Origin of the sequence: Paenibacillus cellulositrophicus (genome assembly GCF_009363095.1) — a bacterium.
Taxonomy (GTDB): Bacteria; Bacillota; Bacilli; order Paenibacillales; family Paenibacillaceae; genus Paenibacillus_AQ; species Paenibacillus_AQ favisporus.
Genome location: NZ_CP045295.1, coordinates 1,580,509 through 1,604,587, shown reverse-complemented (window position 1 = coordinate 1,604,587; position 24,079 = coordinate 1,580,509). Strand labels below are relative to the sequence as shown.

The 24,079-nt window shown below is 55.6% G+C and carries 22 protein-coding genes; 19 read left to right on the top strand and 3 right to left on the bottom strand.

Features of this window, described 5'->3' with window-relative positions; all coding sequences use genetic code 11:
• Positions 1-42 precede the first annotated feature (42 nt).
• Positions 43-744: an RNA polymerase sporulation sigma factor SigK gene (gene sigK / locus GCU45_RS07370; protein ID WP_076169711.1), complete on the top strand. Its 702-nt coding sequence runs from the start codon at positions 43-45 to the stop codon at positions 742-744.
• A gap of 107 nt (positions 745-851) precedes the next feature.
• On the opposite strand, the gene GCU45_RS07365 is transcribed toward sigK, so the two are convergent.
• Complete coding sequence (locus GCU45_RS07365) at positions 852-1,868, bottom strand: LacI family DNA-binding transcriptional regulator (RefSeq protein ID WP_089548270.1); 1,017 nt, start codon at positions 1,866-1,868, stop codon at positions 852-854.
• Positions 1,869-2,273: 405 nt separating this feature from the next.
• On the opposite strand from GCU45_RS07365, the gene GCU45_RS07360 reads away from it, so the two are divergent.
• The 8 genes from GCU45_RS07360 (at position 2,274) to GCU45_RS07325 (ending at position 11,646) form a co-directional block, all read left to right on the top strand.
• Positions 2,274-3,410, top strand: coding sequence for an ABC transporter substrate-binding protein (locus GCU45_RS07360; protein WP_152398497.1), 1,137 nt, complete (start codon positions 2,274-2,276; stop codon positions 3,408-3,410).
• Between the two features lie 16 nt (positions 3,411-3,426).
• Positions 3,427-4,368, top strand: coding sequence for a carbohydrate ABC transporter permease (locus tag GCU45_RS07355; RefSeq protein ID WP_152398496.1), 942 nt, complete (start codon positions 3,427-3,429; stop codon positions 4,366-4,368).
• A 15-nt stretch (positions 4,369-4,383) separates the two neighbouring features.
• Positions 4,384-5,208, top strand: coding sequence for a carbohydrate ABC transporter permease (locus GCU45_RS07350; protein WP_076169717.1), 825 nt, complete (start codon positions 4,384-4,386; stop codon positions 5,206-5,208).
• Between the two features lie 32 nt (positions 5,209-5,240).
• Positions 5,241-6,542 (top strand): alpha-galactosidase, encoded by a 1,302-nt coding sequence (gene melA, locus GCU45_RS07345; protein ID WP_152398495.1) that lies wholly within the window; start codon positions 5,241-5,243, stop codon positions 6,540-6,542.
• The gene (locus GCU45_RS07340) at positions 6,539-7,495 is read left to right on the top strand and encodes a carbohydrate kinase family protein (RefSeq protein ID WP_152398494.1); all 957 of its coding nucleotides are present in this window, start codon (positions 6,539-6,541) and stop codon (positions 7,493-7,495) included. Before melA ends, GCU45_RS07340 begins: the two co-directional genes overlap by 4 nt.
• A 135-nt stretch (positions 7,496-7,630) precedes the next feature.
• Positions 7,631-9,169 (top strand): right-handed parallel beta-helix repeat-containing protein, encoded by a 1,539-nt coding sequence (locus GCU45_RS07335; RefSeq protein WP_152398493.1) that lies wholly within the window; start codon positions 7,631-7,633, stop codon positions 9,167-9,169.
• A gap of 255 nt (positions 9,170-9,424) precedes the next feature.
• Positions 9,425-10,396, top strand: coding sequence for a D-2-hydroxyacid dehydrogenase (locus GCU45_RS07330; protein ID WP_152402878.1), 972 nt, complete (start codon positions 9,425-9,427; stop codon positions 10,394-10,396).
• A gap of 113 nt (positions 10,397-10,509) precedes the next feature.
• Positions 10,510-11,646 (top strand): glycerate kinase, encoded by a 1,137-nt coding sequence (locus tag GCU45_RS07325; protein ID WP_152398492.1) that lies wholly within the window; start codon positions 10,510-10,512, stop codon positions 11,644-11,646.
• 218 nt (positions 11,647-11,864) lie between these two features.
• Here the strand turns inward: GCU45_RS07325 and GCU45_RS07320 are convergent, their stop codons facing one another.
• Positions 11,865-12,218 (bottom strand): LytTR family transcriptional regulator DNA-binding domain-containing protein, encoded by a 354-nt coding sequence (locus GCU45_RS07320; protein ID WP_076169723.1) that lies wholly within the window; start codon positions 12,216-12,218, stop codon positions 11,865-11,867.
• Positions 12,219-12,440: 222 nt separating this feature from the next.
• On the opposite strand from GCU45_RS07320, the gene GCU45_RS07315 reads away from it, so the two are divergent.
• Positions 12,441-13,022: an NADPH-dependent FMN reductase gene (locus GCU45_RS07315; RefSeq protein WP_152398491.1), complete on the top strand. Its 582-nt coding sequence runs from the start codon at positions 12,441-12,443 to the stop codon at positions 13,020-13,022.
• A 159-nt stretch (positions 13,023-13,181) separates the two neighbouring features.
• Here GCU45_RS07315 and GCU45_RS07310 read toward each other — a convergent pair whose 3' ends face one another.
• Positions 13,182-14,255, bottom strand: coding sequence for a M42 family metallopeptidase (locus GCU45_RS07310; protein WP_089548262.1), 1,074 nt, complete (start codon positions 14,253-14,255; stop codon positions 13,182-13,184).
• Positions 14,256-14,766: 511 nt separating this feature from the next.
• Here GCU45_RS07310 and spoVAC point away from each other — a divergent pair.
• From spoVAC to GCU45_RS07265, 9 genes are all read left to right on the top strand, one after another.
• Entirely contained in the window at positions 14,767-15,270 is a 504-nt protein-coding gene (gene spoVAC, locus GCU45_RS07305; protein WP_076169727.1) for a stage V sporulation protein AC, read from the top strand.
• On the top strand, positions 15,267-16,289 hold the full coding sequence (spoVAD, locus tag GCU45_RS07300; protein ID WP_089548260.1) for a stage V sporulation protein AD: 1,023 nt from the start codon (positions 15,267-15,269) through the stop codon (positions 16,287-16,289). Before spoVAC ends, spoVAD begins: the two co-directional genes overlap by 4 nt.
• Positions 16,290-16,292: 3 nt before the next feature.
• The gene (gene spoVAE / locus GCU45_RS07295; RefSeq protein WP_076169729.1) at positions 16,293-16,643 is read left to right on the top strand and encodes a stage V sporulation protein AE; all 351 of its coding nucleotides are present in this window, start codon (positions 16,293-16,295) and stop codon (positions 16,641-16,643) included.
• Positions 16,644-16,928: 285 nt separating this feature from the next.
• Positions 16,929-17,885, top strand: coding sequence for an AAA family ATPase (locus GCU45_RS07290; RefSeq protein WP_076169730.1), 957 nt, complete (start codon positions 16,929-16,931; stop codon positions 17,883-17,885).
• A gap of 3 nt (positions 17,886-17,888) precedes the next feature.
• Positions 17,889-19,133, top strand: coding sequence for a DUF58 domain-containing protein (locus GCU45_RS07285; protein ID WP_152402877.1), 1,245 nt, complete (start codon positions 17,889-17,891; stop codon positions 19,131-19,133).
• A complete protein-coding gene (locus GCU45_RS07280) occupies positions 19,130-21,361 on the top strand; it encodes a transglutaminase TgpA family protein (RefSeq protein WP_244364463.1) in 2,232 nt (743 codons plus the stop codon). Before GCU45_RS07285 ends, GCU45_RS07280 begins: the two co-directional genes overlap by 4 nt.
• Before the next feature lie 119 nt (positions 21,362-21,480).
• A complete protein-coding gene (locus tag GCU45_RS07275) occupies positions 21,481-22,008 on the top strand; it encodes a YqeG family HAD IIIA-type phosphatase (protein ID WP_152398490.1) in 528 nt (175 codons plus the stop codon).
• On the top strand, positions 22,005-23,132 hold the full coding sequence (gene yqeH, locus GCU45_RS07270) for a ribosome biogenesis GTPase YqeH (RefSeq protein WP_152398489.1): 1,128 nt from the start codon (positions 22,005-22,007) through the stop codon (positions 23,130-23,132). Before GCU45_RS07275 ends, yqeH begins: the two co-directional genes overlap by 4 nt.
• A 54-nt stretch (positions 23,133-23,186) precedes the next feature.
• Positions 23,187-24,059, top strand: a complete 873-nt coding sequence (locus GCU45_RS07265; RefSeq protein ID WP_152398488.1) for a shikimate dehydrogenase — start codon at positions 23,187-23,189, stop codon at positions 24,057-24,059.
• Positions 24,060-24,079: the final 20 nt, after the last annotated feature.

Genomic DNA, 24,079 nt, shown 5'->3' with positions numbered 1-24,079 from the left:
ATGTTTTCGCGGTGCCCAGTCATTCAGCAGGAGGTGTCATCTTTGCCCGGACTTTTCAGCTTTATCGCCCTTTTCATTAAAGAATTAACGCTGCTGGTATCGTACGTCAAAAACAACGCCTTTCCGCAGCCGCTGACAGAGAAAGAGGAAAGTAAGTACCTTCAATTGATGGCGGAAGGAGACGCCCACGCCCGCAATATGTTGATCGAGCATAATTTGCGGCTGGTGGCGCACATTGTGAAAAAATTCGATAATACTGGCGAGGATCTGGAGGATCTGATCTCGATCGGTACCATCGGGCTCATCAAAGCTATTGAGAGCTTTCAGGCAAATAAAGGCACGAAGCTGGCCACGTTCGCAGCCCGCTGCATCGAAAATGAAATCCTGATGCATTTGCGTTCCTTGAAGAAAACGAGGAAGGACGTTTCCCTGCACGATCCGATCGGAACGGATAAAGAGGGAAATGAAATCACGTTGATTGATATTTTGGGCAGTGAGGCGGACGACGTGGCCGACATGGTCCAGCTCAAGATCGAGAAGAGCAAAATCTACCGGAACCTGGACATTCTCGATGAGCGCGAGCAGGAGGTCATCAAGGGCCGCTTCGGCCTGGAGCACGGCGGAGAAGAACGGACGCAGCGCGAAATTGCCAGGGAGCTCGGCATCAGCCGCAGTTACGTGTCGCGGATCGAGAAGCGTGCCCTGATGAAGCTGTACCATGAATTTTATAAATCCAAGCAGTAGCTTGCAGCGTAAGACACTGGCGGAAATGCCGCCGGCAGCCGAAAAAAGGCCTCTCTTGCCGTCTGAAGTTCATTCTTCAGAGCGGAAAGAGGGGCCTTTTGCTGCGATTACACCTGCCAGATGCTGGACTGGCGGAAGATCGGTTCATAAGGCAGCACGATTTTGACCGGCAGCGGGAAGGGATCGCCGGTGATCTGCAGGATCGTTCGCGCGGCCATGACGCCGATTTCAAACGTCGGAATATGAATGGTGGAGAGCGGAGGAACGGTATAGCGTGACGGTTCGTTGTCGTCGAAGCCGACGACAGCGAAGTCCTGGGGCATGCGGTAGCCTTTCTCGGAAATGGCCCGCATGGCAGCCATCGCCATGATGTCACTGGCCGCGAAGACCGCCGTCGGGAGCTTACCCTGATGCTCCTCCAAAAAGGTCAGCATAAGGCGGTAGGCCCGGTCGGGCTCCCATTCGGCATTCAGCACATACTCCGGCTGAACCGGCAAGCCGGCCTGCTCCAGAGCCTGCTTGTATCCCCGGTACCTTTTCTCCCGGTCGAATTGGCCGGACAAGCCCGTACCTCCGATAAACATAATCTCGCGGTGGCCCTGTCCGGTCAAATGCTTGACGGCAATCGACGCCGCTTCGACGCGGTCGTACGAAATGGTCGGGATGCTCGGGTCGGAAACGTCGATTCCGACGACATGCGGAACGTGTTTTTTGAGATAGCTGTATAATTTGGGCTCAATACCCTCGATCACGATTAAACCGTCGATTGAATCTTTGCCGGAGATTTGCTGCAAAATTTCATTTTTTTGCAAATCTTCTTGCGTGTAGGTAAAAGCGATCTGGTATCCGTGACGGGCCAGTTCCTTCTCAATTCCCTCAAAAATAACCGAAAAATAGGGATGGTAGCGCCGTCCCTGCATGGTGGATACGACGCATCCGATTTTTTTGACTGCGGCCTGGTCCTGGGGCGGCACCTTCGCCATGTATCCGAGCTCCTGCGCCGCGTCCCAGATCTTCCGCTTGGTCCCGCTGCTTGAGGAGCGGTTCGAATCGTCGGCCAGTACGCGGGAAACGGTCGATATGGAGACGCCGACGCGTTCGGCAATATCTTTTAATGTGGGCATGTCATGACCTGCCTTTAATGTCAGATGAGGATTCTGCAAAACCTGTCTTTTGGATTGCTTACTCTATATGTTAAGTAAAATAAAATCACAGGTCAACTGAAAAACGATGATAATGTTTTGCAAATTATAATAAAATTATTGCAAAATAGTTGCAAAAATTCATTGACTAACTTTTTCATCAGAGGTATGATTTTCATGAGATTGAGGTGATATAAGCAAAAAAGTAAAGGGAAAGGGGTTATGTCATTGCGATATTTCAAAAGTTTCTCTGTTTTTGCTTTAATTTGCATGTTGTTTTTGCTGATTGGTTGCGCAAAGAATGACGGCTCTGATGCTTCCGCCACCTCTGCCGGTTCAACAGGCAAAACCAAACTTGTGTTTTGGAGTCATCAGGAAGATGCCATTATGAACGCTTATAAAGCGCTGATCGCCAAGTATCAATCTTTGCATCCCGACATTGAGATCGCCTACCAGACTTTCCCTTACGACGTGTACAATCAGAAGCTCAAGGCATCCTTCTCCGCCAAAAATCCGCCCGATATCGCAGAAATGTTCGGTACCTGGGTACCGGAATATTCGAAAAACGGGGCGCTTGTGGAGATCCCGGAGGCCGAGCAGCTGCGACAGGAGTATTACGAAGCCCCGCTCGGAGGATACACGTTGAACGACAAGCTGTATGGACTGCCGCTCGAATTTAACATCGAGAACGGCGGAATGCTGATTCACCCGCAAATGCTGAAGGATCAGGGCATCGCGGCCCCTCCGGCCACATGGGATGAACTGGTCGAAGACGCCAAGAAGCTGACGGTGCGGGATGCGAACGGCATCAAGGTCAAGGGATTCGATTTCGTCTCCAGCGACAACATCACCTTCACGTTCCTTTCCTTGATTCTGCAGCAAAACGGCAAGTATTGGGGCGATAACGACCATGTGAACTTTCAAACCCCTGAAGCACAAAAGGCGATGACCGCCTTAACCTCTTTGATCGCCACCGATAAAGTGGCGGACCTCACCACGTTTGGCGGTGAACTTGACACCTCAGACTACTTCTTTCAAGGCAGCTCGGCGATGACCTACCGGGGTCCATGGACGATTGCTGCAGGGCTGAATACATACACGGTGAAAGACTTTGAGTATGTGCCCGTTCCTTCCTTTACGACGAATCCGCCTTCATATGCGGCCGAATCTGGCTGGGGCCTTGTAGCGTCCCAGAAGGGCAAGCATCAGGAAGCGGCCGTCGATTTTATCAAATTCATGTCATCCGACGATAATCTGCTCGAGTGGAACCAGGGAACGTTTACGGTTCCGGCCAAAAAAGCGGTGGCGCAAAATCCCGACTATGTCAAAGCGAATCCTTATATGAAAACATCGCTGGATATTTTGGAGCTGGGTCAGTGGATCGGGCCCATTGCCGACCGGGACTTTTTCTTTAAAACGATCAATGATCATTTCCAATTGATGGCGACCGGCCAGGAATCGGTGGAAAGCGGTCTGCAGCAGATCGAAAAAACCATCAACGACAGTCAGGATCAACATAAATGATCGGAGTGGTGTTCGCATGAAGCATGATGCTGCAGCAAGCAGCAGTCCAGGGATCGTCCCCGGTACCCCGAACCGCAGAGGGGAGAAAGGAAGGGGCCGCTGGTTCATCTATTTATCGCTGGCGCCGATCCTGCTGCTATTTGGTGTATTCGCTTTCATTCCTATTGGATGGAGTTTGGGACTATCGGTATTTAAGTATAATCCGCTCAGCGCAAGCGCGCTGTTCGTCGGGGCGGACAATTATATCCGCATGCTGGGAGATTCCATTTTTATCAAGTCGCTGTGGGTCACCTTTAAGTTCGTCGTCATTGCCGTTGCGGTCAATATCCTTATCACCTTGATGTTTGCCGTCGCGATCCAACGGATCCGTACGGGTTGGCTGCGGAACCTGATGCGCACCGTCTTTTTTCTGCCGACCATCGCGCCGCTGGCGGGAACGGCGATCGTATGGAGCACGATGTTCAATTATAATCACGGTCTGTTTAATATCGTGCTGACCCAACTCCACATGGCTCCCGTGCAGTGGCTGAGCGATCCACATTATGCGCTGTATTCGGTGATCCTGATGACGCTGTGGGCCGATATCGGGTATAACATCGTGCTCTTTATCGCCGGTCTGGATTCCATTCCGGATATGTATTATGAAGCGGCCATTCTGGACGGGGCGAGCCGCTGGCATTCGTTCTGGCATGTGACGCTGCCGCTGCTCCGGCGCACGATGCTGTTTGTTTCGGTGACGACGGTCGTCTCCTATTTTCAGGCTTTCGCCCAATTCCAGATCATGACCAAGGGGGAGCCGTTTAATGAGACCCGGGTGCTGGCCCTTCATATATACGAGCAGGCATTCTCCAATTCCAACATGGGATATGCGTCCGCGATGGCCACGGTGTTTCTGATCATTATTTTAGTGGTGACCCTGCTGCAGCTGAAGTGGGGGCGCACGGAGTGGGAGTACTGACAAGGGGGACTTTCAATGCACCGTAGGAATAGATGGTTCGACGGCATCGTCATGCTCGTGCTGATCGCAGCCGGATGCCTGATGCTGCTGCCGTATTTGTGGATGGTTTTGTCTTCTTTAAAAAGCAACATGGAAATCGTGTCCGGCTCGCATGCGCTTCTGCCGCAGCATCCCAGCCTGGAGGGGTACCGGACCGTCCTTGAAGACGCTCCGTTCGGAAGGTGGTTTTTGAACAGCGCGATGACGTCGGTCGTCATAACGGCCGCGACGTTATTTACGAGCGCCCTGGCGGGGTATATTTTCGCCAAGCATCAGTTCAAGGGGCAGAAGCTGCTGTTCATCCTGATCTTGGCAACGATGATGATTCCGTTTCAGGTGGTCATGATTCCGACGTATCTGATTACGGCCAAACTGGGGCTGGTCAATCATTTGTTGGCGATTATCCTGCCCAATCTGGTCAGCTCCTACGGAGTGTTTCTGGCGAAGCAGTTCATCGAGGACATTCCCCAGGATCTGCTCGATGCCGCAAGGATCGACGGGGCGGGCGAGCTGCGGCTGATGGTCCGGATCATTGCGCCGCTGATTCTGCCGATGCTGTCGGCGCTTGGTATTTTTACGTTTATGAATGCATGGAACAACTATTTATGGCCGCTCATTATTTTGAACGACGAGAGCAAAATGACCGTGCCGCTCGCCCTTGTTTATTTTAACGGAACCCATATGGTCAACTATAACGTCGTCATGTCGGCGGCTGTGCTCATCACCTTGCCGGTGATTGTGGTGTTCCTGATTTTCCAGAAGCAGTTTATTAAAGGGCTTACGATGACAGGCATGAAATAAAAAGAGAAGAGACCATGAGGAGGAGAAACTGCATGACTAAAATATCGATTATCGGCGCAGGCAGCGCCTTTACACAGGACATCGCCACGGACATTTTACTGATTGAAGGCATTGAGGGCGGGACGATCGCTTTGGTGGATATCGATGCGGAGCGGCTGAAGATCGCCCGCAAGCTGGTCGAGAAAATCATTGAGCTGTCCGGCAAGCGCTGGAACGTTATCGCTTCGACCGATCGCAGGGAGGTCATCGGGGGCTCGCAGTTCGTCATCAACCAAATCGAAGTGGGCGGGCTGCAAACGGTCCGCTATGAGTACGAGATTCCTCTGAAATACGGGGTCAATCAATGCATCGGCGATACGCTGGGGCCGGGCGGACTGTTTAAAACGCTGCGCACGCTTCCGAGCTGGATGGACATCATCCGCGATGTGGAGGATTTGTGCCCGGATTCGACCATTCTGAACTATACGAATCCGATGTCGGCGGTGACCCTGCTGACGTCGCGGGTGACCTCCATTCCGGTCGTCGGCCTGTGCCATTCCATCCAGAATACGTCCCGGCAGTTAGCCAAATACGCCGGCGTACCTTACGAAGACATGCAGTGGCGGGCCGGGGGAATCAATCATATGTCCTGGTTTGTGGAGCTGACCCACGAGGGAAAAGATCTGTATCCTGTGCTCCGGGAGAAGATCCAGAATCCCGACCTGCTGAAAAAGGACCCTGTGCGCTTTGACGCCATGAAGTACCTGGGCGCTTTTGTCTCGGAGTCCAGTGGGCACTTTTCGGAGTACATTCCGTACTACCGCAAACGGCAGTCCTTAATCGACAAGCACTGCAGCACCGGGTATAATGGCGCGACAGGCTACTATGCGGATAACTGGCCGATCTGGCGCAAGGAAAACGACGAAAAAATCGTCAAGCAGCTGGAAGGCTCCCTCCCGATCGAGCTTGCGCCAAGCAATGAATACGCGGCTATCATTATTGAAGCGATGCTGAAAAATGAACCGAAGGTGATTTACGGAAACGTGCCGAACGAAGGTCTGATTCACAACCTTCCCGCGGACGGGGTTGTCGAGGTGGCTTGCATGGTCGACCGCAATGGCGTCAATCCATGCCGTTTCGGCAGCTTGCCGGAGCATTTGGCCGCGCTGTGTCGGTCCAACATGGCATTCTTTGACCTGGCCGTCGGCGCTGTGCTGAATAACGACAAGGAAATGGCCCGCCATGCCCTGATGGTCGATCCGCTGTCCGCCGCCGTCTGTTCGCTCGATGAGATTAGCGACATGTTCGAGGAGCTGTATGATGCGGAACGCGACTTCATACCGGTGCTGAAATGATGGGAGCGGATAAGGAAAAACCGATTGTCGTTGTGGCCGGCGAGCTGAACGTGGACATCATTATTTCAGGAACCGACGTGATTCCGGAATGGAACCGGGAGAAAATGGTCGACGGTTTTGACGTCGTACTCGGCTCCTCCTCGGCGATTACCGCAAGCGCGCTGTCGAGCCTTGGCCTGGATGTGCGGTTCGTCAGCGTGGTGGGGGCGGATGACTTCGGCCGCTTCTGCCTGGGCGAGCTGCAGCGGCTTGGCGTAAACACCGATAATGTAGCGGTGCTGCCGGAGGTCACAACAGGGGTTACCCTCTCGTTTACGACGCCATCAGACCGCGGTTTGATCACGTATCCCGGAAGTATTCAGCTGTTGGCGCCTGACTTTATTCCCGATGCTTTGATTCAGGAGGCGGATCATTTGCATTTTGGCTCCTACTATTTGCAGGACGGCATGCGGCCGCATTGGAAGGAGCTGTTCGGGAAGGCGCAGGGCTTAGGGGTCAGTACATCTTTTGATACCGGATGGGACGTCCGTGGCCGGTGGGATGCTGCCGGGATCCGCGCACTGCTGGCCGTTACAGATTTGTTTATCCCCAGCGAGGAGGAGGCGCTGCATATTTTTGAGCAGGACAGCGTGGAAACGGTATTCGGCCAATTGGCGGCCGTTCCCGGTCTGATCGCCGTCAAACAAGGCTCAAAGGGTGCATCGCTCCGGTCTCCTGATGGTTCTGTCGTGTCGGCGCCCCCTTATCCGGTGACCCCCGTAGACACGACAGGAGCGGGGGATTGCTTCAATGCCGGCTTGATTTGCGGTTTCCTCCAAGGCTTGACGGGCAGAGAGCTGCTTGAGTACGCCAATGCCTGCGGCGCGTTATCCACCCTGGGCGTGGGGGGGACCGGCCATTTGCCGACAGCAGCGGCGGTATCGGCCCTGCAGGGAAGGCGGCCGCTCCAGTAAGCGCCTCGGCGGTGGAAGCTCAGGTAAAAGGTCATGAGCGTCCGGGCAAAGGGGGTGATCGACACATTACATAGCAAGTCAAAATCGGATCCTTTTCATTTCAGTTCAAACTTTAATCATGGGAGTTGATATTTCGTGAAATTCGGTAAAACACTGATTGCAGGTATCAGTCTGGCTGTATTGGGGCTAGGAATCGGGTATGCAGCGTCGCAAACCGTTGCGGCTGCAGGCACCGAGTATTATGTGGCGGCTAACGGAAGCGATTCGAATGCGGGTACGAGCGCGGCGCCGTGGGCAACGCTGCAGCATGCGGCCGACACGGCCGGGCCGGGGAGCACGGTCTATGTCCGGGGCGGGGTGTATAACCAAAAGCTGAAGATCACCAAGTCCGGTTCCGCGGATCAAGGGCCGATCACCTTTGCCAATTACAGCGGCGAGACGCCGGTTATTGACGGTACGGGACTTTCCGTAAGCGGAATGGAAGGCATCGTTGACCTTGCCGACGTCAACTATGTGACCATTCAAGGTTTCGAAATTCGCAATTATACGACGACTGCTAATAACGTCATGCCCGTTGGGATTTATGTTCACGGCGCAGGCGGCAACATTACGCTGTCCAAAAACAAGATCCATGATATCAAAAACACGTCGACTCCTGCCGGCATCGACCGACTGGGCCGGGATGCGCACGGCATCGCCGTGTACGGAACCAAGGCGCCGGAATCCATTCATGACGTGACAATCGACGGCAATGAGCTGTACAATCTGGTGCTGGGGTCCAGCGAAACGCTCGTTCTTAACGGAAATGTGGATACTTTTGCCGTGACGAACAATATCATTCACGACAACGACAACATCGGTATCGACGTGATCGGATTCGAAGGGAAGTCGCCGAACTCCGCCTACGATCAGGCACGAAACGGAATCATCAGCGGCAATAAAGTGTACAATATCACCTCCAATAACAATCCTTCCTACGGCACAAAGCTTCCGAACAACAGCAATTCGGCGGACGGCATTTATGTTGATGGAGGCAAGGACAGCATTATCGAGCGAAACTACAGCTATAACAACGATATCGGGGTGGAAATCGCCTCCGAGCATGCCGGCAAGGCGACCAGCAACATTACGATCCGCAGCAACTTCATATACAACAACCGTTTGACGGGCATCGCCATGGGCGGATACGACACAGATCGCGGCTCGACGGTAGGCTGCCACATCGTCAACAATACGCTGTACAAAAATGACACCATTGGCGAAGGCAACGGTCAGCTCTACGTGCAGTATGACACCCAGAACAACGTCATCCGTAACAACATTTTTGTGGCCAGTTCTACCGATGTGCTCATATATAATGAATACACGAAAAATTCCGGCAACGTCGTGGATTACAATCTGTACTTCGCTCCCGGCGGAAGTTCGGATGCCAGCTGGACCTGGAAAAACAAAGAATACACCGGCTTTGCCGCTTATAAAAATGGAACGGGCAATGATGCCCATTCCGTCTTCGCCGATCCGCTCCTTGTGAACGCCGCTGCCGGCGATTTACATCTGAAGGCAGGGTCTCCTGCCATTGATAAGGGCTTGACGAATTCGGACATCGGGTCGCTCGATATCGACGGGCAGCCCCGCGTTCAAGGGGCAAGCGTCAATATTGGCGCGGACGAATAACGTTCCTTCATCGTCACCGCTTGCCTAATTAGCAGCCTCCTTTCGCGGGGGGCTGCTTTTATTTTATGAGGAAAAGTCTAGTTCTCAGTAAAGGTTTCGCATCCAGATCTTTAAACGATTTCCTGCCTGGCGGGGCTGATGTCGAAACGGACTTGTTCACCGGGTACTGCCCGAATGGTATAGTAGAGATAACTATCCTGCAGCAAGCTGTAGATGTGGGAATCCATTACACTTTCATGAACAGGAGCTGACATGATGAACATCGTCGTGCTGGACGGACATACGCTGAACCCGGGGGATTTAAGCTGGGACGAGCTGGGAAAGCTCGGTTCCGTGACGGTCTACGAGCGCACCCCCGCCGGGCTGATTCAGGAGCGGATCGGGAACGCCGAAATTGTGCTGACGAATAAAACCCCGCTGACGCGGGAGGTGCTGGAGGGGGCAGAGAACCTCCGCTACGTCGGCGTGCTGGCGACCGGCTACAATGTGGTTGACATTGAAGCCGCTGCTGCGCGCGGGATTACGGTGACGAATGTGCCGGCATACGGAACCGAGTCTGTGGCGCAGTTTGTGTTCGCGCTGCTGCTTGAGCTCTGCCACCAGATCGGGCGGCATGGAGACAGCGTACGCTCGGGAGATTGGGCGAAGGCGGTGGATTTCTCCTACACGCTGACTCCGCAAATCGAGCTCTGGGGGAAGACGATGGGGATTGTCGGCTATGGCCGGATCGGCCGCCAGGTCGCGCGGCTGGCGGAGGCTTTCCGCATGCGCGTACTGGTATCTGGCAGACCGGGGAAGGCGGGCGGGAACGAAGACGGCGGCGTCCGGCGTGTTCCTCTCGAGCAGCTGCTGGCCGAGTCGGACGTGGTGAGCCTGCATTGTCCGCTGACGGCGGAAACCGAGGGGCTCATCAACCGCGAACGCCTGGCGCTGATGAAGTCTTCGGCCTTCCTGATCAATACCGCCCGCGGCGGGCTGCTGCAGGAGCAGGATGTGGCCGATGCGCTGAACGAAGGCCGGCTTGCGGGCGCGGCACTTGACGTGCTTTCGGCGGAGCCTCCCGCCGCAGACCATCCGCTTGTGCATGCCCCGCGCTGCATCATCACCCCGCATATGGCATGGGCGGCGGTGGAAGCGCGGGAGCGGCTGATGAGCATTGCTGCGGGCAACGTTGCCGCGTTCCTGGAAGGCCGGCCGGTGAACACGGTTGTGCCGCACAACCGCTGAGAACGACGACTGCTTTAAGGGGCATGGAGGTTCTATTGAATGTACGGGTTGAATCGGTGCATGGAAGGCATAAACATAGGGCAAGAAGAGATTACAAAAGGAGGATGGACCGCATGAAAATCGTGATCGCTCCGGATTCGTTCAAAGGCAGCATCCGTGCCGCCGACGCGGCGGCCGCCATTGACAGGGGCATAAGACGCGCACTTCCTAGCGCGGAAACGGTGCTTGTCCCCATGGCGGACGGCGGGGAGGGGACGCTGGACAGCTTGACCCGCTTTGGCGGTACCAAGGCCAAAGTGCAGGTGTCCGATCCGCTGGGAAGGCCGGTCGACGCCGAGTACGGACTCATTCATGGAGGTTCCACCTGCGTGGTGGAGCTGGCCAGCGCGTCCGGGCTTGAGCTGATCGCCGCTGAGGAGCGGGACCCGCTGCATACGACAACGTACGGGACCGGCGAGGTGATCCGCCGCGCGCTCGATGCGGGATGCCGCCAATTTATTATGGCGATCGGCGGCAGCGCCACGAACGACGGAGGCGCCGGCATCCTGCAGGCGCTTGGCGTGCAGCTGCTGGATGAGGCCGGGCAGCCTGTTGGACGCGGGGGCCTGGAGCTGCAGCGCGTGGCGGCGATCGACATGGGCGGAATGGATGCACGGCTTGCCGAATCGACCTTTGTGATCGCTTCCGACGTGCAGAACCCGCTGCTCGGCCCAAACGGCGCGTCCCATGTGTATGGCCCGCAGAAGGGCGCAACGCCGGAGATGGTCGCGGTGCTGGAGCAGGGGATGCGCGTCTGGGCGGACCGCATCCTGGAGGCGACGGGCCTGCGCGTGCATGACCTGCCAGGAGCGGGCGCAGCCGGCGGCGTTGGAGCGGCGCTGCTCGCTTTTTTCAAAGCCGGGATGAGGAGCGGCATCGATCTCGTGATCGAGCATTCGGGATTCATGGCGCACCTGGAAGGCGCGGACCTCGTCATCACCGGCGAAGGCCGGATGGATGCACAGACCGCATCCGGCAAGACGCCGATGGGCGTCGCCAAGGAAGCGCGACGGCACGGGGTTCCGGTCATCGCCCTGGCCGGATCGGTGGGGCCGGGGATCGAGCCGCTGTATGATGCGGGAATCCTCAGCGTGCACAGCATCGTGAACGGACCGATGGCGCTGGAGGAAGCGATGGCTCGTGCCGGAGAGCTGCTGGAGATGTCGGCCGAGCAGGTGATCCGGACTTTTGCCGGTATTGTCCGCGGGTAGAACTATGCCGTCCGAATCGTCTTTTTATAGGGCAATATCATAAAGCCTATCAACGTACATGCCAAGAAGCCAGACCGCGTTTAGCGGAACATTTTTTGCGAGATCAGGATGTTTAGCCTAGGTAGATTATACTTTCGGATATAAAAAAAGCGGCAGTGTCCGGAAAGCCCGGCCAACTGCTGCTTTTTTCTGTGATGACCCCTTGATTTTGGTTTGTGTTATTTCTTCAGCGTCATATCCGTCAGCGGGCTGGACATCCGTTTCTTAATCTGCTCCAAAATGCGTTTGGAAACGGAAATGGTGCGGGGGTAAGCAAAATCATCGCGGAAGTGAAGGACGTTGCCTTCAAAGGAAGTAATTTTATTCACGTTGACATGGATGTTGGATGCGGCTCGGACAAAATTGGGCTGCGAGATCAAAGCGGAAATTTCCTGGCTGGTTAACCGTTTCTTGATAATATAGTTTCTGCCGTGGAAAATAACCTGTCCCTGACCGCCGACCTTAAAGAAAAACGCGTCCGTCACCGGATCAAATTGATGATATTCCTGCAGCACCTTGTCGGATGAAGTCATCTTACCAAAGCCCCCTTTTAGAAGATGATAAAGTGTTAGCGCTTTCATTCTACCACACTTTTTCTTCCTGCATAAGAGTAAATTTGTGAATTTTATGATTTTTTTTGTGAACTTGGACAAAAGCGCTCGCGGTATTGACCAAATTTTTCATTACGGCCACAATGGTCATAGGCGGCTGCGGCAAGCGCGGTCGCCCGCCAATGTCAAACCGAGAAAGGACGAATGCCTTTGAATTCAAGTCCTGTAAAGATCACGGCGATTTCCGGAAGCCTCCGGAGACAATCGTCCAATACGAGCCTGATTCACGCCCTCTATCCACTGGCGCCGGAAACGATGGTGATTTCGATATTTGAAGGCATCGGAGACCTGCCCCATTTTAACCCGGATATGGATGGAGACGACCCGGCCCCTTCGGTGGCACGGCTTCGTGACACGCTCCGTCAGGCGGACGGCGTGATCATCAGCACCCCCGAATATGCCCATGGCGTGCCCGGCGTGCTGAAAAACGCGCTCGACTGGCTGGTATCGTCCGGAGAATTCGTCTACAAGCCTGTCGCTGTCGTCAGCGGATCGCCGATGGAAACCGGTGGAGAGAAGGCGCATGAGTCCCTTCAGATGACCCTTAGGATGATGACGGCTGACCTGGTGGAGGGCGGGTCTTTCACGGTACCTTTCCTCAATCAGAAGCTCCGGGGCGGAGAGATTAAGGATGAGGAGCTGAACGAGAGGCTGAAGGGCATGCTCGGGAAGCTGGAAGAGGCTGTACGAGAGGCAGCTGCAAATGGCATGAACGGGTTCAGGTAAGTTTAGATAACCGGATTTCCTAATACAAAAGCCTGCGTCGCTCCAACTCTGAGATTTGGAGCGCGCAGGCTTTTTCGTGTTACCGTGTCGGAACTTTGGACGGGGAAGCCTGCTGTTTAGCAAGCAATGAGCTTTCGCCGCCGGAGGGACAACCGTGCTTCAGGCATTTTCGATAATGGTGTTCAGCGTCGTGCGGTCGAGGCCTTTAACCAGCTTGGTCAGCAGCTCCTTGGCTGCATCGTAATCGTCGGTATGGATAATCGACGAAGACGTATGAATGTAGCGGGCACAAATGCCGATGACGGTAGACGGCACGCCGATTCCGCTCAAATGCACCTGCCCGGCGTCCGTGCCGCCAGGGGATACGAAATACTGATACTTAATGTTGTGGGTATCCGCCGTATCCTGCACATATTCCACGAGTCCGCGGTGGGTGATCATCGTCGGGTCGAATATGCGCAGCAGCGCTCCCTGTCCGATATGGCCAAAGGCACTCTTGTCGCCGGTCATATCGTTGGCTGCGCTCGCATCCAGCGCGAAGAAAATATCCGGCTGGATGAGGTTGGCCGACGTGCGTGCGCCGCGCAGTCCCAGCTCTTCCTGAACCGTTGCGCCGCAGTACAGCGTATTCGGCAGCTTCTCCTGGTGGAGCGCCTCCAGCAGTTCGATTGCAAGGCCGACCCCGTAGCGGTTGTCCCAGGCTTTGGCCATGATTTTCTTCGGATTGGCCAGCGGCGTGAATTCGCAGACTGGCAGCACCTGAAGCCCCGGACGGATGCCGAAGGATTCGGCTTCCTCGCGGTTATCCGCACCGATGTCGATGTACATGGCTTTGATGTCCACCGGTTTGCTGCGCTGCGATTCGTCCAGCAGATGGGTCGGCGTCGATCCGACGACCCCGAATACCGGACCGTTAGGCGTGATGATCTGCAGCCGCTGGGAGAGCACGGCTTGGCTCCACCAGCCGCCGAGCGGCTGAAAGCGCACCATTCCGGCTTCGGTAATGCCGGTGACCAGGAAACCGACCTCGTCAAAATGGCCGGCCACCATGACTTTCGGGCCGTTCTCATCCCCGCGGAGGACGCCGAACAGACTGCCGAGCCGATCCTGTACGAACTCGTTCGTGAACGGGTTCACCGCCTCCTTGAAATATGCGCGCAGGTCTTTTTCAAATCCGGAAGCCGCGGGGAATTCCGTCAGTTTGCGGAACATATCTTTCGTTTTTTGATCCATCGTACCTTATCTCCTTTATCATGAAAGTGGTTATGTATATAGATTGAACCAAAGTTTTGCACTGAACTTCCTGCTATTACGACCTTTAGAGGCCTATAATATTCATTTCTTTAGTTCATTCTATGCAGTTGGCTACACTCCTTAGTATGACCCCACTTGATCCGAATGTCCACGTCCGGCGGGCAGAAGCACAAATGGCGAACCTGATGAATAGGATATCCTGGACGGATGCCCTGATGTCAGCCGGAAGGAGCCTGGTTATGGAACCGATACACATGGATCGCCGCCAAGAAAACATCCTGATCCTCGTATTGTTGATTTTACTGGTCATTGTGCTTCTCTTCTTATTATAATCCGCCTGCCATGGATAGCCCTCATTAAACAGCCGCCAGGTTTCAAATATTAGCGCCCGGCTGCCTGGCGCTGTTTGCTGCCCGCCTCCGCATAACATACATAACTCTCCTGCAAATGACAAATAATGAAAAGGAATGATGAATAGGAGGTGCCTGTAATGCCTGCCAATACGAAGAACAGGGGAACCGGATTCAAGATCGATTCCTTGACGCCCGAGGAATATAAATCCATTAGCAAAAAGCATTCTCCTTCGCGCAGCACATTCAAAAACTGCGTAAGTGCTTTTGTGGTCGGCGGCTTGATCTGTTTGATCGGACAAGCGATTCAGCGGGCGTTCATGAGCTGGTTTGACATGACGGTCAAAGAAGCGGGCAATCCGACCGTTGCGGTGCTCATTATTATATCGGTCATCCTGACCAGCTTTGGCGTGTACGACAAAATCGCCCAATGGGCCGGAGCGGGCACGGCGGTACCGGTTACGGGCTTCGCCAACTCCATGTGCTCGGCGGCGCTTGAGCATAAAGCGGAAGGCTATGTCCTTGGCGTCGGGGCCAACATGTTCAAGCTCGCCGGCTCTGTGATCGTGTTTGGAACCGTCGCCGCCTTCGTCGTGGGACTCGTCTACGCCATCTTCGGCATCCAGGGAGTGCATCAGCCATGAAGCTGACCGGCCAGACCTGGGAGTTTGACACCCGGCCCGTTCTGATCGGAAGCGCCGCCGTCGTCGGTCCTGATGAGGGACAAGGTCCGCTGTCTCCAGATTTCGATTATGTGTACGATAATCTCGAAATCAATGAGAAAACCTGGGAGAAAGCGGAGCGGAGGCTGCTGGAGCAGGCCGCCCAGCTTGCCGTCATCAAGTCGGGCCTGGACAAGGAACAGATCCAGTTCTATGTTGGCGGGGATCTGATGAACCAGATCATCAGCAGCACGTTCTCCGCCCGCAAGCTTGGCGTGCCATACCTGGGCGTATTCGGGGCCTGCTCGACGTCCATGGAAAGCCTGGCGATTTCCGCCCTGATGGTCGACACGGGGGCCGCGGAACGCGTGATGGCCGGAACGGGCAGCCATAACTGCACGGCCGAAAAGCAGTTCCGGTATCCGACCGAATACGGCTCGCAGAAGCCGCCGACCGCCCAATACACGGTCACCGGGGCGGGCTGCGGCGTCATCGCCAAAGGCGGACAGGGCCAAACCGGCCCGAGGATCGCCCGGGCGACCATCGGCAGGATCATGGACCTTGGGGTCAAAGATCCGTTCAATATGGGCGCGGCGATGGCGCCGGCCGCTGCCGACACGATCGCCGCGCATTTCCGGGATACGGGGCTGTCTCCCGATTATTATGACTTGATTGTGACCGGCGATCTCGCTTCGGTCGGTCTGCCGATTGCGAAGGAGCTGCTGGAGAAGGAAGGCTACCAGATGGACGAGACGAAATTCGGCGATTGCGGGCTCATGATTTATAACCGTGAGAAGCAGAAGGCCGTCCTGGCCGGAGGAAGCGGCTGCGGCTGCTCGGCGGCGGTGACCTATGGCCATTTGGTCAAACGGATGTTACAACGCGAATTACATAAAGTGCTGGTCGTGGCGACCGGCTCGCTGCACTCCCCCTTGTCGGTTCAGCAGGGAGAGAGCATTCCGTGCATCGCCCACGCCGTAGCGCTGGAAATGGAGGATTAACCAATGCAGTTTTTATGGGCGTTTATTATCGGCGGTCTGATTTGTGTCATCGGCCAGCTCATGATGGACTTGTTCAAGATGACGCCGGCGCATACGATGAGTACGCTGGTGGTGGCGGGAGCGGTGGCTGACGGTCTCGGCTGGTACGATCCCCTTGTCAAATTTGCCGGTGCCGGCGCTTCCGTTCCCATCACCAGCTTCGGCAGCTCGCTTGTTCACGGAGCGCTATCGGAGCTTCAGAGGGACGGCTGGATCGGGGTTGTGACAGGCATCTTCGAGGTCACCAGCGCGGGGATATCGGCGGCGATCATCTTTTCGTTTATCGCCGCGCTGTTCGTCCGTCCCCGCGGGTAATTCCACCAATCCGCCGTTTGCATTTCTTTGCTTGAACTGAAAATGGTATGCCCGAATAAACACCCCGGAATTGTGTATTCCGGGGTGTTTTGCCGTTCATTTCGGCGGGTATGTGGGGGTATACGACGATTTTAGGAAATGTGCCCAATATACTTTCTGTTCTTCCTTCATGTACAATGTAAAATATATACTTATATGTATCCAGCTATTTTACGATGTTATCGATTTACCAGTGAACGCATCTGCGAGCATGTTCATTGATTACGAATTCTAGGAGGAACTGATATGCCCGTACGCAGCGAATTTCTTCACATTATTGCAGCAGTAAGATCTAATCTCGAATCTTGCATATTGGGAAAATCATTTGAAATACAGCTCCTTCTAACTGCTCTGCTGGCCGAAGGGCATGTTTTGATCGAAGATGTACCCGGAACGGGGAAGACGCAGCTCATCAAGGCGCTCGCCCGGTCCATGAGCGGCGATTACCGGCGTGTCCAGTGCAACCCGGACATTCTGCCGAGCGATATTACCGGCGTTTCCGTATTTCATCCGCGCGAGGAGCGGTTCTACTTCCGTCCGGGTCCGGTGATGACCAACATTCTTCTGGCTGACGAAATTAACCGGGCCACGACGAAGACCCAGTCGGCCCTGCTTGAGGTTATGGAAGAGCGCAACGTGACGGTGGACGGCGAAACGTATGAGCTTCCCCGTCCGTTTATGCTGTGCGCCACCCAGAATCCGATCGACTTTGAAGGCACTTACATGCTGCCCGAAGCGCAGCTTGACCGTTTTATGATGAAGATCAGCCTCGGCTACCCCGACGCGGCCACGGAAAAAAGCCTGCTGTACCAGCACAAGCAGGGCCAGCCGGTCGACCGGCTGACTCCGGTGACCAACATGGAACAGATCGCGGAGATGCAGCATGAAATCCGCAGCATTTATATCGACGAGGCGGTGACGGACTATCTGCTGAGCATCGTACGCCGTACCCGGGAGCATGCCTCCGTCCTGCTCGGAGCCAGCCCGCGCGCTTCCCTGTCGTTCCTGAACGCGGTTAAGGCGTTTGCTTTCCTGCAGCAGCGGGAGTACGTCCTTCCGGACGATATTAAGACGCTCGCTCCTTATGTTCTCGCCCACCGCATCATCCTTCGTCCGGAGTCCCGGCTGGACAACGTCAGTCCGGAATCCGTGCTGAAAAACATCCTTCAGCAGGTGCATGTGCCTGTAGCGATGGAGCGATAAATGATGACAAGGCTGTTAACCGGTATCCGATCCGGACTCAAAACCCCGAGGTATTGGGCCGTACTGCTCGTATGGGTCGCCAGCCTGTTCTATGTTCTGTTTCAGGGGGGCAAGACGTCCCTGATGCTGTTTGTCATGATCAGCGTCATCGTGCTGTATTTGATCGTGCTTGGCATCAGCGGCGTCCGGCTGACGCGGGGAACGCGCCAGCTGTCCACCGAAAGGGGACAAGGCACCGTGCTTCACGCCGGCGAGCAGATCAAGGTCAGGCTCCATTTTTTGATTCCGGGATTTCTGCCGATGCCCTATATCATTATCCGTGAAGTCATGAAGCGGCATAACGGAGATTCCTGGTCTTTTGAGGAAAGCGTCATTCCCAATTACAGAGGCGGCGGTACGCTGATGTTCCAGACGCCGCCGCTGGAGCGGGGAAGATATTATTTTACGGAGACGGAATGTGTCAGTGAGGATATTTTCGGCTTTATCGAGCATAAAGGCCGTTTTCATGTGCCCGGCCAGTTCCGCGTGATGCCCCGAACCGTGTTTATCCCCACATGGAAGCTGTTCGACCGGAATTCCCCGCTTGCGGGGCCGCAAACCGCCTCGGCAGCTTCGCGCAAAGAGACGACCCAGATTAACGGCGTCCGCGATTATGTGTACGGGGACCGGATTTCCCGGATTCACTGGAACGCTACCGCGAAGACCGGACAGTGGAAATCCAAGGAATTCGAGTACGATTCCGTTCCGAAAACGATGCTTCTGCTGGACGCCACGAAGGCTCACTACGGCTCCGACGCGCAGTTTGAGCTGGCTGTTTCCACAGCGGCTTCCCTGCTCGAGTATGGCGGGCGCGGCAGAATGAACATGGGCCTCGCTACCCTCGGCGACGCATTCAAATTGTTTCCGCCAAGCAGCGTGCAGGGAGACCGCCAGCGGATGATGCATCACCTGGTGGACCTGTCCGCCGACGGATACGGTAAGCTGCTTCCGAAGCTGGAGCAGAACGCACGGTTTCTTCCGGCGGGGGCCTTCCTCGTTTTCATTTCACCGGCCAGCGGCCAGCAGGTGCTCGACATTCTGCGCTGGGCTGAAACCCGGGGCATGAGCTCTTCGCACATCCGGATCAGCTCCGGGCGAGAGAAGGGCGTAGAAGGCTGGGGAGCGATGCTCGCTTCCCGCGGAACCTTTGCGTGCAGCATTCAATCGCTGAGTGAGCTGCCGGCCGCATTAGGGGGTGGAAGGGTTTGATCAACTGGCTGTATTCGCTGCGCACTTCGTTTTTCCGCACCTTATCCCTGGTGTGGTTGTGGATTATGGCGCTGCAGTGGATTTACTTTATGAACAACATTTGGTACAGCGAGACGACGGCCATCGTCATCATCAGCGTGACGGTCATCACGGCGATCGAAATCTTGCTGCCAATCAAAAGCATTTACCGGTACGTGCTGGAAGGCATCGCCGTGCTGTACATCATTCACCGGGAGATGATCGCGTACTGGATTTATTTTCCGGCAGGAAGCCTGCCGAACCGGATTCAGCAGTTTACGGGCAACGCGCTGCCGTACCTCGGTTTTGCCGTAGGCGCTTGGATTCTGCTGCTGCTCAGCGCCAAGCTGGTCAACAATCAGCGCAGAATCCTCGTGTTCACAGGCATGCTGATTGTGGGATTCTCCATACTGGATTCCTTCACCGTGTACAATTTATGGAAGGAAGTCGCCTGGACGGTGTTTGCGGCGCTCGGCTGGCTGGTCAGTGAGCACTTCCGCCGCTTCCAGCAGAAATACCCGCATGGCTGGCGCTATCTTCGGCAGTACCCGCTAAAAATGCTGCTGAACGTAGCGGTCATTTTTTCGCTGGTGTTTGCGGTCGGTGTCAACATGCCGGAAGTGCCGCCGTCCTTGACCGATCCCTACACGGCTTGGGTCGTCCAAGGTGAGACGGCTGCCACGGCCGGCGTTGACGGGGATCCGGCCGAATCGGTGCTGCGGACTTCCTCGGGATACAGCCGCAACGACACCAAGCTTGGCAGCGGGTTCAACTTTGACTACACGCCGGTGATGGAAATCAGCTCGGACCAGCGAAGCTATTGGCGAGGGGAGACCCGCAGGCTGTATACCGGCAGCGGCTGGGGGGACGAGCGCAATTCCGGCAGGGAGACCGATGAGGTGACGGCGGATACGAAGCTTTCCGGCGATGGACCAACCGCCGGCGATTCGATGACGGTAAGACAGACGGTTACGATGCTGAGCGACAGTCAGTACCCCGTTTTGTTTGGTGCGTATAACCTGTCCAAAGTAGAGCTTATCGATGACGGGAAAAATACAGGCAGCCTCCGCTGGAACAGTTCCCAGTCGGAGCTTCGCTGGACCGCCGAGTCAAAGCGGGACCGTTATCCGAAAACCTACACGGTGGTGTCCGAGGTTCCGGTCGTTTCGGAGGATGAAATCCGCCAGAAGTCGTTCGCCGACCTATACGGCTCCCAAGGGACCGAGGACACCTATCTGCAGGTGCCGAACGATTTTCCGAAGCGGGCCCGCGACCTTGCGGAAGAAGTGACGGCTTCCGGAGCAACGCCTTATGAAAAAATCGGTCTGCTTCAAAACTATTTAACAACGAATTACACATATACAAACGAGCCCGACTTGTCCAAAAAGGTCAGCGACGATTTCGTGGACAGCTTCCTGTTTGAGATCAAGGAAGGATACTGCGATTATTTCTCGACTTCGATGGTGATGATGGCCCGTTCCCTCGGCATCCCGGCGCGGTGGGTCAAAGGGTACGCTCCCGGCCAGGTGCAGGGAAGCAGCGCCGACGTGCAGGTCCAAGGCGTGCAGGGCACCTCAGACTCCGGCGTGTATACGGTGACCAATGCCGATGCGCATTCGTGGGCCGAGGTCTATTTCGGGCCGTACGGCTGGATTCCGGTGGAAGCGACCCCCGGCTTCAGCATGCCGCTGCTCACGCATGACGCCCAGGCGCAAGATCCGGCCGAGCCGGAGGCACAGCCGGAAGTCGAGGAAGACCAGCCTGAGCAGGCGCCTCAAGCAGCAGCGCAAAGCCAGGATCGCGGACCAGCGGTGCAAATCGTATACGGCGCTTCCCTCCTCATCCTCGCAGCGTTTGCAGTGTATGTGCTGTGGCGGAATCGGCTCCAGCTCCGGTTCGGATGGCTCCGGCTTCGTACGGGACAGAAGCTGTCTCCTGACCAGAAGGTCATCGTCATGACCGAACGGTGGATCAAGCAGCTGCACCGAAGAGGACTCAAACGCGGCGCGGACGAAACGCTCCGGGAGTCGGTCAGCCGCTGGGAAGGACGGTCCCCGGCGCTCGGATCCTTCCTGGAGCCGCTGCTGCAGCTGTTCGAGAAGGCGCGCTACAGCCCTTCATCGGTGTCGGAATCGGAATGGAGAAGCGTCCATGCCCATGCGAAGGAATTGAAAGCTGCGATGAAAAAGATACCGAAGAATGCAGCGTGATGGACTTTTTAGAAGGCGCCCTCCGGGCGTTTTCTTTTTTGTTTCGCCCGAACATAAGTTTTTTACTAACTACGCAGATTATGGTATAGTTTGTCCTATGAAACTGAGGTGACATCAATTTGTTTGAAATGCTTATCCCGAAAATGAGGGTAAAAACGGTGTTTGATCTGGATTTGGAGCGGCTGTATTCGCAGGGATTCCGTGGAATCATCACGGATCTGGACAATACGCTGGTCGGTGCCAAGGCTCCCTTAGCCACCCCCGAGCTGATCGCCTGGTTCGAAAAGGTGAAAAAGGCGGGGTTTCAGCTTGTCATCGTGTCCAATAACCAAATGACGAGGGTATCAACTTTTGCCACCCCGCTGGATATCCGGTTTGTCCATGAAGCCCGCAAGCCGTCGAACGCGCCTTTCCGGAAAGCCATGCAGATGATGGGCCTGAAGAGCGAGGAGACGATCGTGGTCGGCGACCAGATGCTGACCGATGTGTACGGCGGCAACCGGCTCGGCCTGTTTACCGTGCTGGTGCTCCCGATATCCATTCAGGATGAAGGCTGGGGTACGCGCATAAACCGGCGTCTGGAGAAAATTGCGCTCGCACGATTGCGGAAAAAGGGATTATGGCTGGAGGAGGAACACCAACAATGAAAGACCCGATAGACGGCAGTCAAGCCGTAAAATGCAGCGGCTGCGGCATTGCCATCCAAACGGAGCAACCCGAGCTTCCGGGGTATACCCCGGAGAAAGCGATGGACCGGGATCCGGTCATCTGCCAGCGCTGCTTCCGGATTAAAAACTACAACGAGGCTTCTTCCGTTGCCGTCGACCAGGATGAATTCCTGCGTCTGCTCAGCCAAATCGGCGGGAAGAACGCGCTCGTTATTCATATTGTAGACCTGTTCGATTTTGAAGGAAGCCTCATTTCAGGCTTGCAGCGGTTTGTCGGCAACAATCCGGTCATTCTCGCCGTGAACAAAATCGACCTTCTGCCTAAAGTGACAAACTGGAACAAGGTCCTTAACTGGGTGCAGAAACAATGCAAGGAGCACGGCCTCAAGACGGAAGAAATCGTCCTTTGCAGCGCCAAGAAAAATCAGGGCTTCGACCGCCTGCTGGACACGGTTGCCTCGTATCGCGGGGACCGCGACGTCTATGTGGTGGGGGCGACCAATGTCGGCAAATCGACGCTGATCAACCGGCTGATCCGGGATTACAGCGATTTGGAGCAGGAGCTGACCGTATCGCGTTACCCGGGAACGACCCTGGATATGGTCAACATTCCGCTCGACGACGGCCGCTTTATTATCGACTCGCCGGGGATCGTATACCCTTGGCGCTACAGTGAGCTCGTCACCCGGGAGGACCTGGGCGCCGTCATGCCGGACAACCCGTTGAAGCCGGCCGTGTACCAGCTGAACGAAGGACAGACGCTGTTTTTCGGAGCTATGGCACGGTTTGACTTTATTCAGGGCGAGCGCCAGTCGTTTACCTGCTTTGTCGGCAGCCGCGTAGGCATACACCGCACCAAGCTGGAGCGTGCCGACGAGCTGTACTCGGAGCATGCCGGAGAATTGCTGTCCCCGCCGAACCGGGAGAACATCGGGAAGCTGCCGGAATGGACAAGGCATGAATTCCGCATAAAGCGCGGTATGCGCATGGATCTGTTCGTCTCCGGATTGGGCTGGGTTAAAGTGAACAGCGATCAGGGAGCCCTGTGCGCTATTCATGCGCCGCGGGGAGTCAAGGTGCTGGCAAGACCTTCTTTAATCTGACGCTGCCTTTGAACGTTGCAAGAGCTGACAGGTGAGAGCAGGAAAGGGGAAACCATGAATTTGGCTAAACCGGAGTTACTGAAACATACAGGGGAGCTGCTGCTGGGCGTCATCGGGGATCCGATCGCCCATTCCAAATCGCCCGTGATGCATAAGGCGGCGCTGGCCGCGCTCGGCATCCCGGGCGCCTATGTTCCGATGCGCGTATCGCGGGAGCAGGTTGGAACGGCGCTGGAAGGCATCAAGGCGCTTGGCTTTCGGGGAATCAACGTCACGATTCCGCACAAGCTGGAGGTTATTCCGTTCCTGAACGAGCTGGATGAAACGGCCTTGAAGATCGGAGCCGTCAACACGATCGTGAATGACGGAGGCTACCTCACGGGGTATAATACAGACGGTATAGGTTATGTCCGTTCCCTGAAGGAAGAAGCGATTGCCGAACTGAAAGGCAAAAGCATTCTGGTGCTCGGAGCCGGAGGTGCCGCTCGCGGTATCGTATACGCCCTGACGCTGGAGCATCCGGACCGGATGTATGTCGCCAACCGGACGGCCGATAAAGCCGAGGCGCTGGCGGCTGAATGGAAGGCGCTGGCAGACATTCGCGGGATGGCGATGGACGACATTCCGGCCATTATAGGCGAAGTGGATGTGATCATTAATACGACTTCGGTCGGCATGCATCCGCATACGGACGAAACACCGCTAGATTCCGAGCGGATTTCTCCGGGAATCGTGGTCAGCGACCTCATCTATAATCCGCTGAAAACCCGGCTGCTCGCCGACAGCGAGAAGAAGGGCTGCGTCATTCACGGCGGTCTCGGGATGTTTGTGAATCAGGGAGCCTTTGCCCTGGAGTATTGGACCGGACTGCCCGCCCCGGTAGAGGCGATGCGCAGCGCGGTTCTGGCCAGCATGAAGGAATCATGATTATTGAATTGTACATTGAA

Bases quoted from the DNA above. Each gene is read 5' to 3' on its own strand.
- GCU45_RS07365 (WP_089548270.1), bottom strand. From the start codon at position 1,868: ATGCCCACATTAAAAGATATTGCCGAACGCGTCGGCGTCTCCATATCG.
- GCU45_RS07360 (WP_152398497.1), top strand. From the start codon at position 2,274: ATGAACGCTTATAAAGCGCTGATCGCCAAGTATCAATCTTTGCATCCC.
- GCU45_RS07355 (WP_152398496.1), top strand. From the start codon at position 3,427: ATGAAGCATGATGCTGCAGCAAGCAGCAGTCCAGGGATCGTCCCCGGT.
- GCU45_RS07350 (WP_076169717.1), top strand. From the start codon at position 4,384: ATGCACCGTAGGAATAGATGGTTCGACGGCATCGTCATGCTCGTGCTG.
- melA (WP_152398495.1), top strand. From the start codon at position 5,241: ATGACTAAAATATCGATTATCGGCGCAGGCAGCGCCTTTACACAGGAC.
- GCU45_RS07340 (WP_152398494.1), top strand. From the start codon at position 6,539: ATGATGGGAGCGGATAAGGAAAAACCGATTGTCGTTGTGGCCGGCGAG.
- GCU45_RS07330 (WP_152402878.1), top strand. From the start codon at position 9,425: ATGAACATCGTCGTGCTGGACGGACATACGCTGAACCCGGGGGATTTA.
- GCU45_RS07325 (WP_152398492.1), top strand. From the start codon at position 10,510: ATGAAAATCGTGATCGCTCCGGATTCGTTCAAAGGCAGCATCCGTGCC.
- GCU45_RS07320 (WP_076169723.1), bottom strand. From the start codon at position 12,218: ATGACTTCATCCGACAAGGTGCTGCAGGAATATCATCAATTTGATCCG.
- GCU45_RS07315 (WP_152398491.1), top strand. From the start codon at position 12,441: ATGCCTTTGAATTCAAGTCCTGTAAAGATCACGGCGATTTCCGGAAGC.
- GCU45_RS07310 (WP_089548262.1), bottom strand. From the start codon at position 14,255: ATGGATCAAAAAACGAAAGATATGTTCCGCAAACTGACGGAATTCCCC.
- spoVAC (WP_076169727.1), top strand. From the start codon at position 14,767: ATGCCTGCCAATACGAAGAACAGGGGAACCGGATTCAAGATCGATTCC.
- spoVAD (WP_089548260.1), top strand. From the start codon at position 15,267: ATGAAGCTGACCGGCCAGACCTGGGAGTTTGACACCCGGCCCGTTCTG.
- spoVAE (WP_076169729.1), top strand. From the start codon at position 16,293: ATGCAGTTTTTATGGGCGTTTATTATCGGCGGTCTGATTTGTGTCATC.
- GCU45_RS07290 (WP_076169730.1), top strand. From the start codon at position 16,929: ATGCCCGTACGCAGCGAATTTCTTCACATTATTGCAGCAGTAAGATCT.
- GCU45_RS07285 (WP_152402877.1), top strand. From the start codon at position 17,889: ATGACAAGGCTGTTAACCGGTATCCGATCCGGACTCAAAACCCCGAGG.
- yqeH (WP_152398489.1), top strand. From the start codon at position 22,005: ATGAAAGACCCGATAGACGGCAGTCAAGCCGTAAAATGCAGCGGCTGC.
- GCU45_RS07265 (WP_152398488.1), top strand. From the start codon at position 23,187: ATGAATTTGGCTAAACCGGAGTTACTGAAACATACAGGGGAGCTGCTG.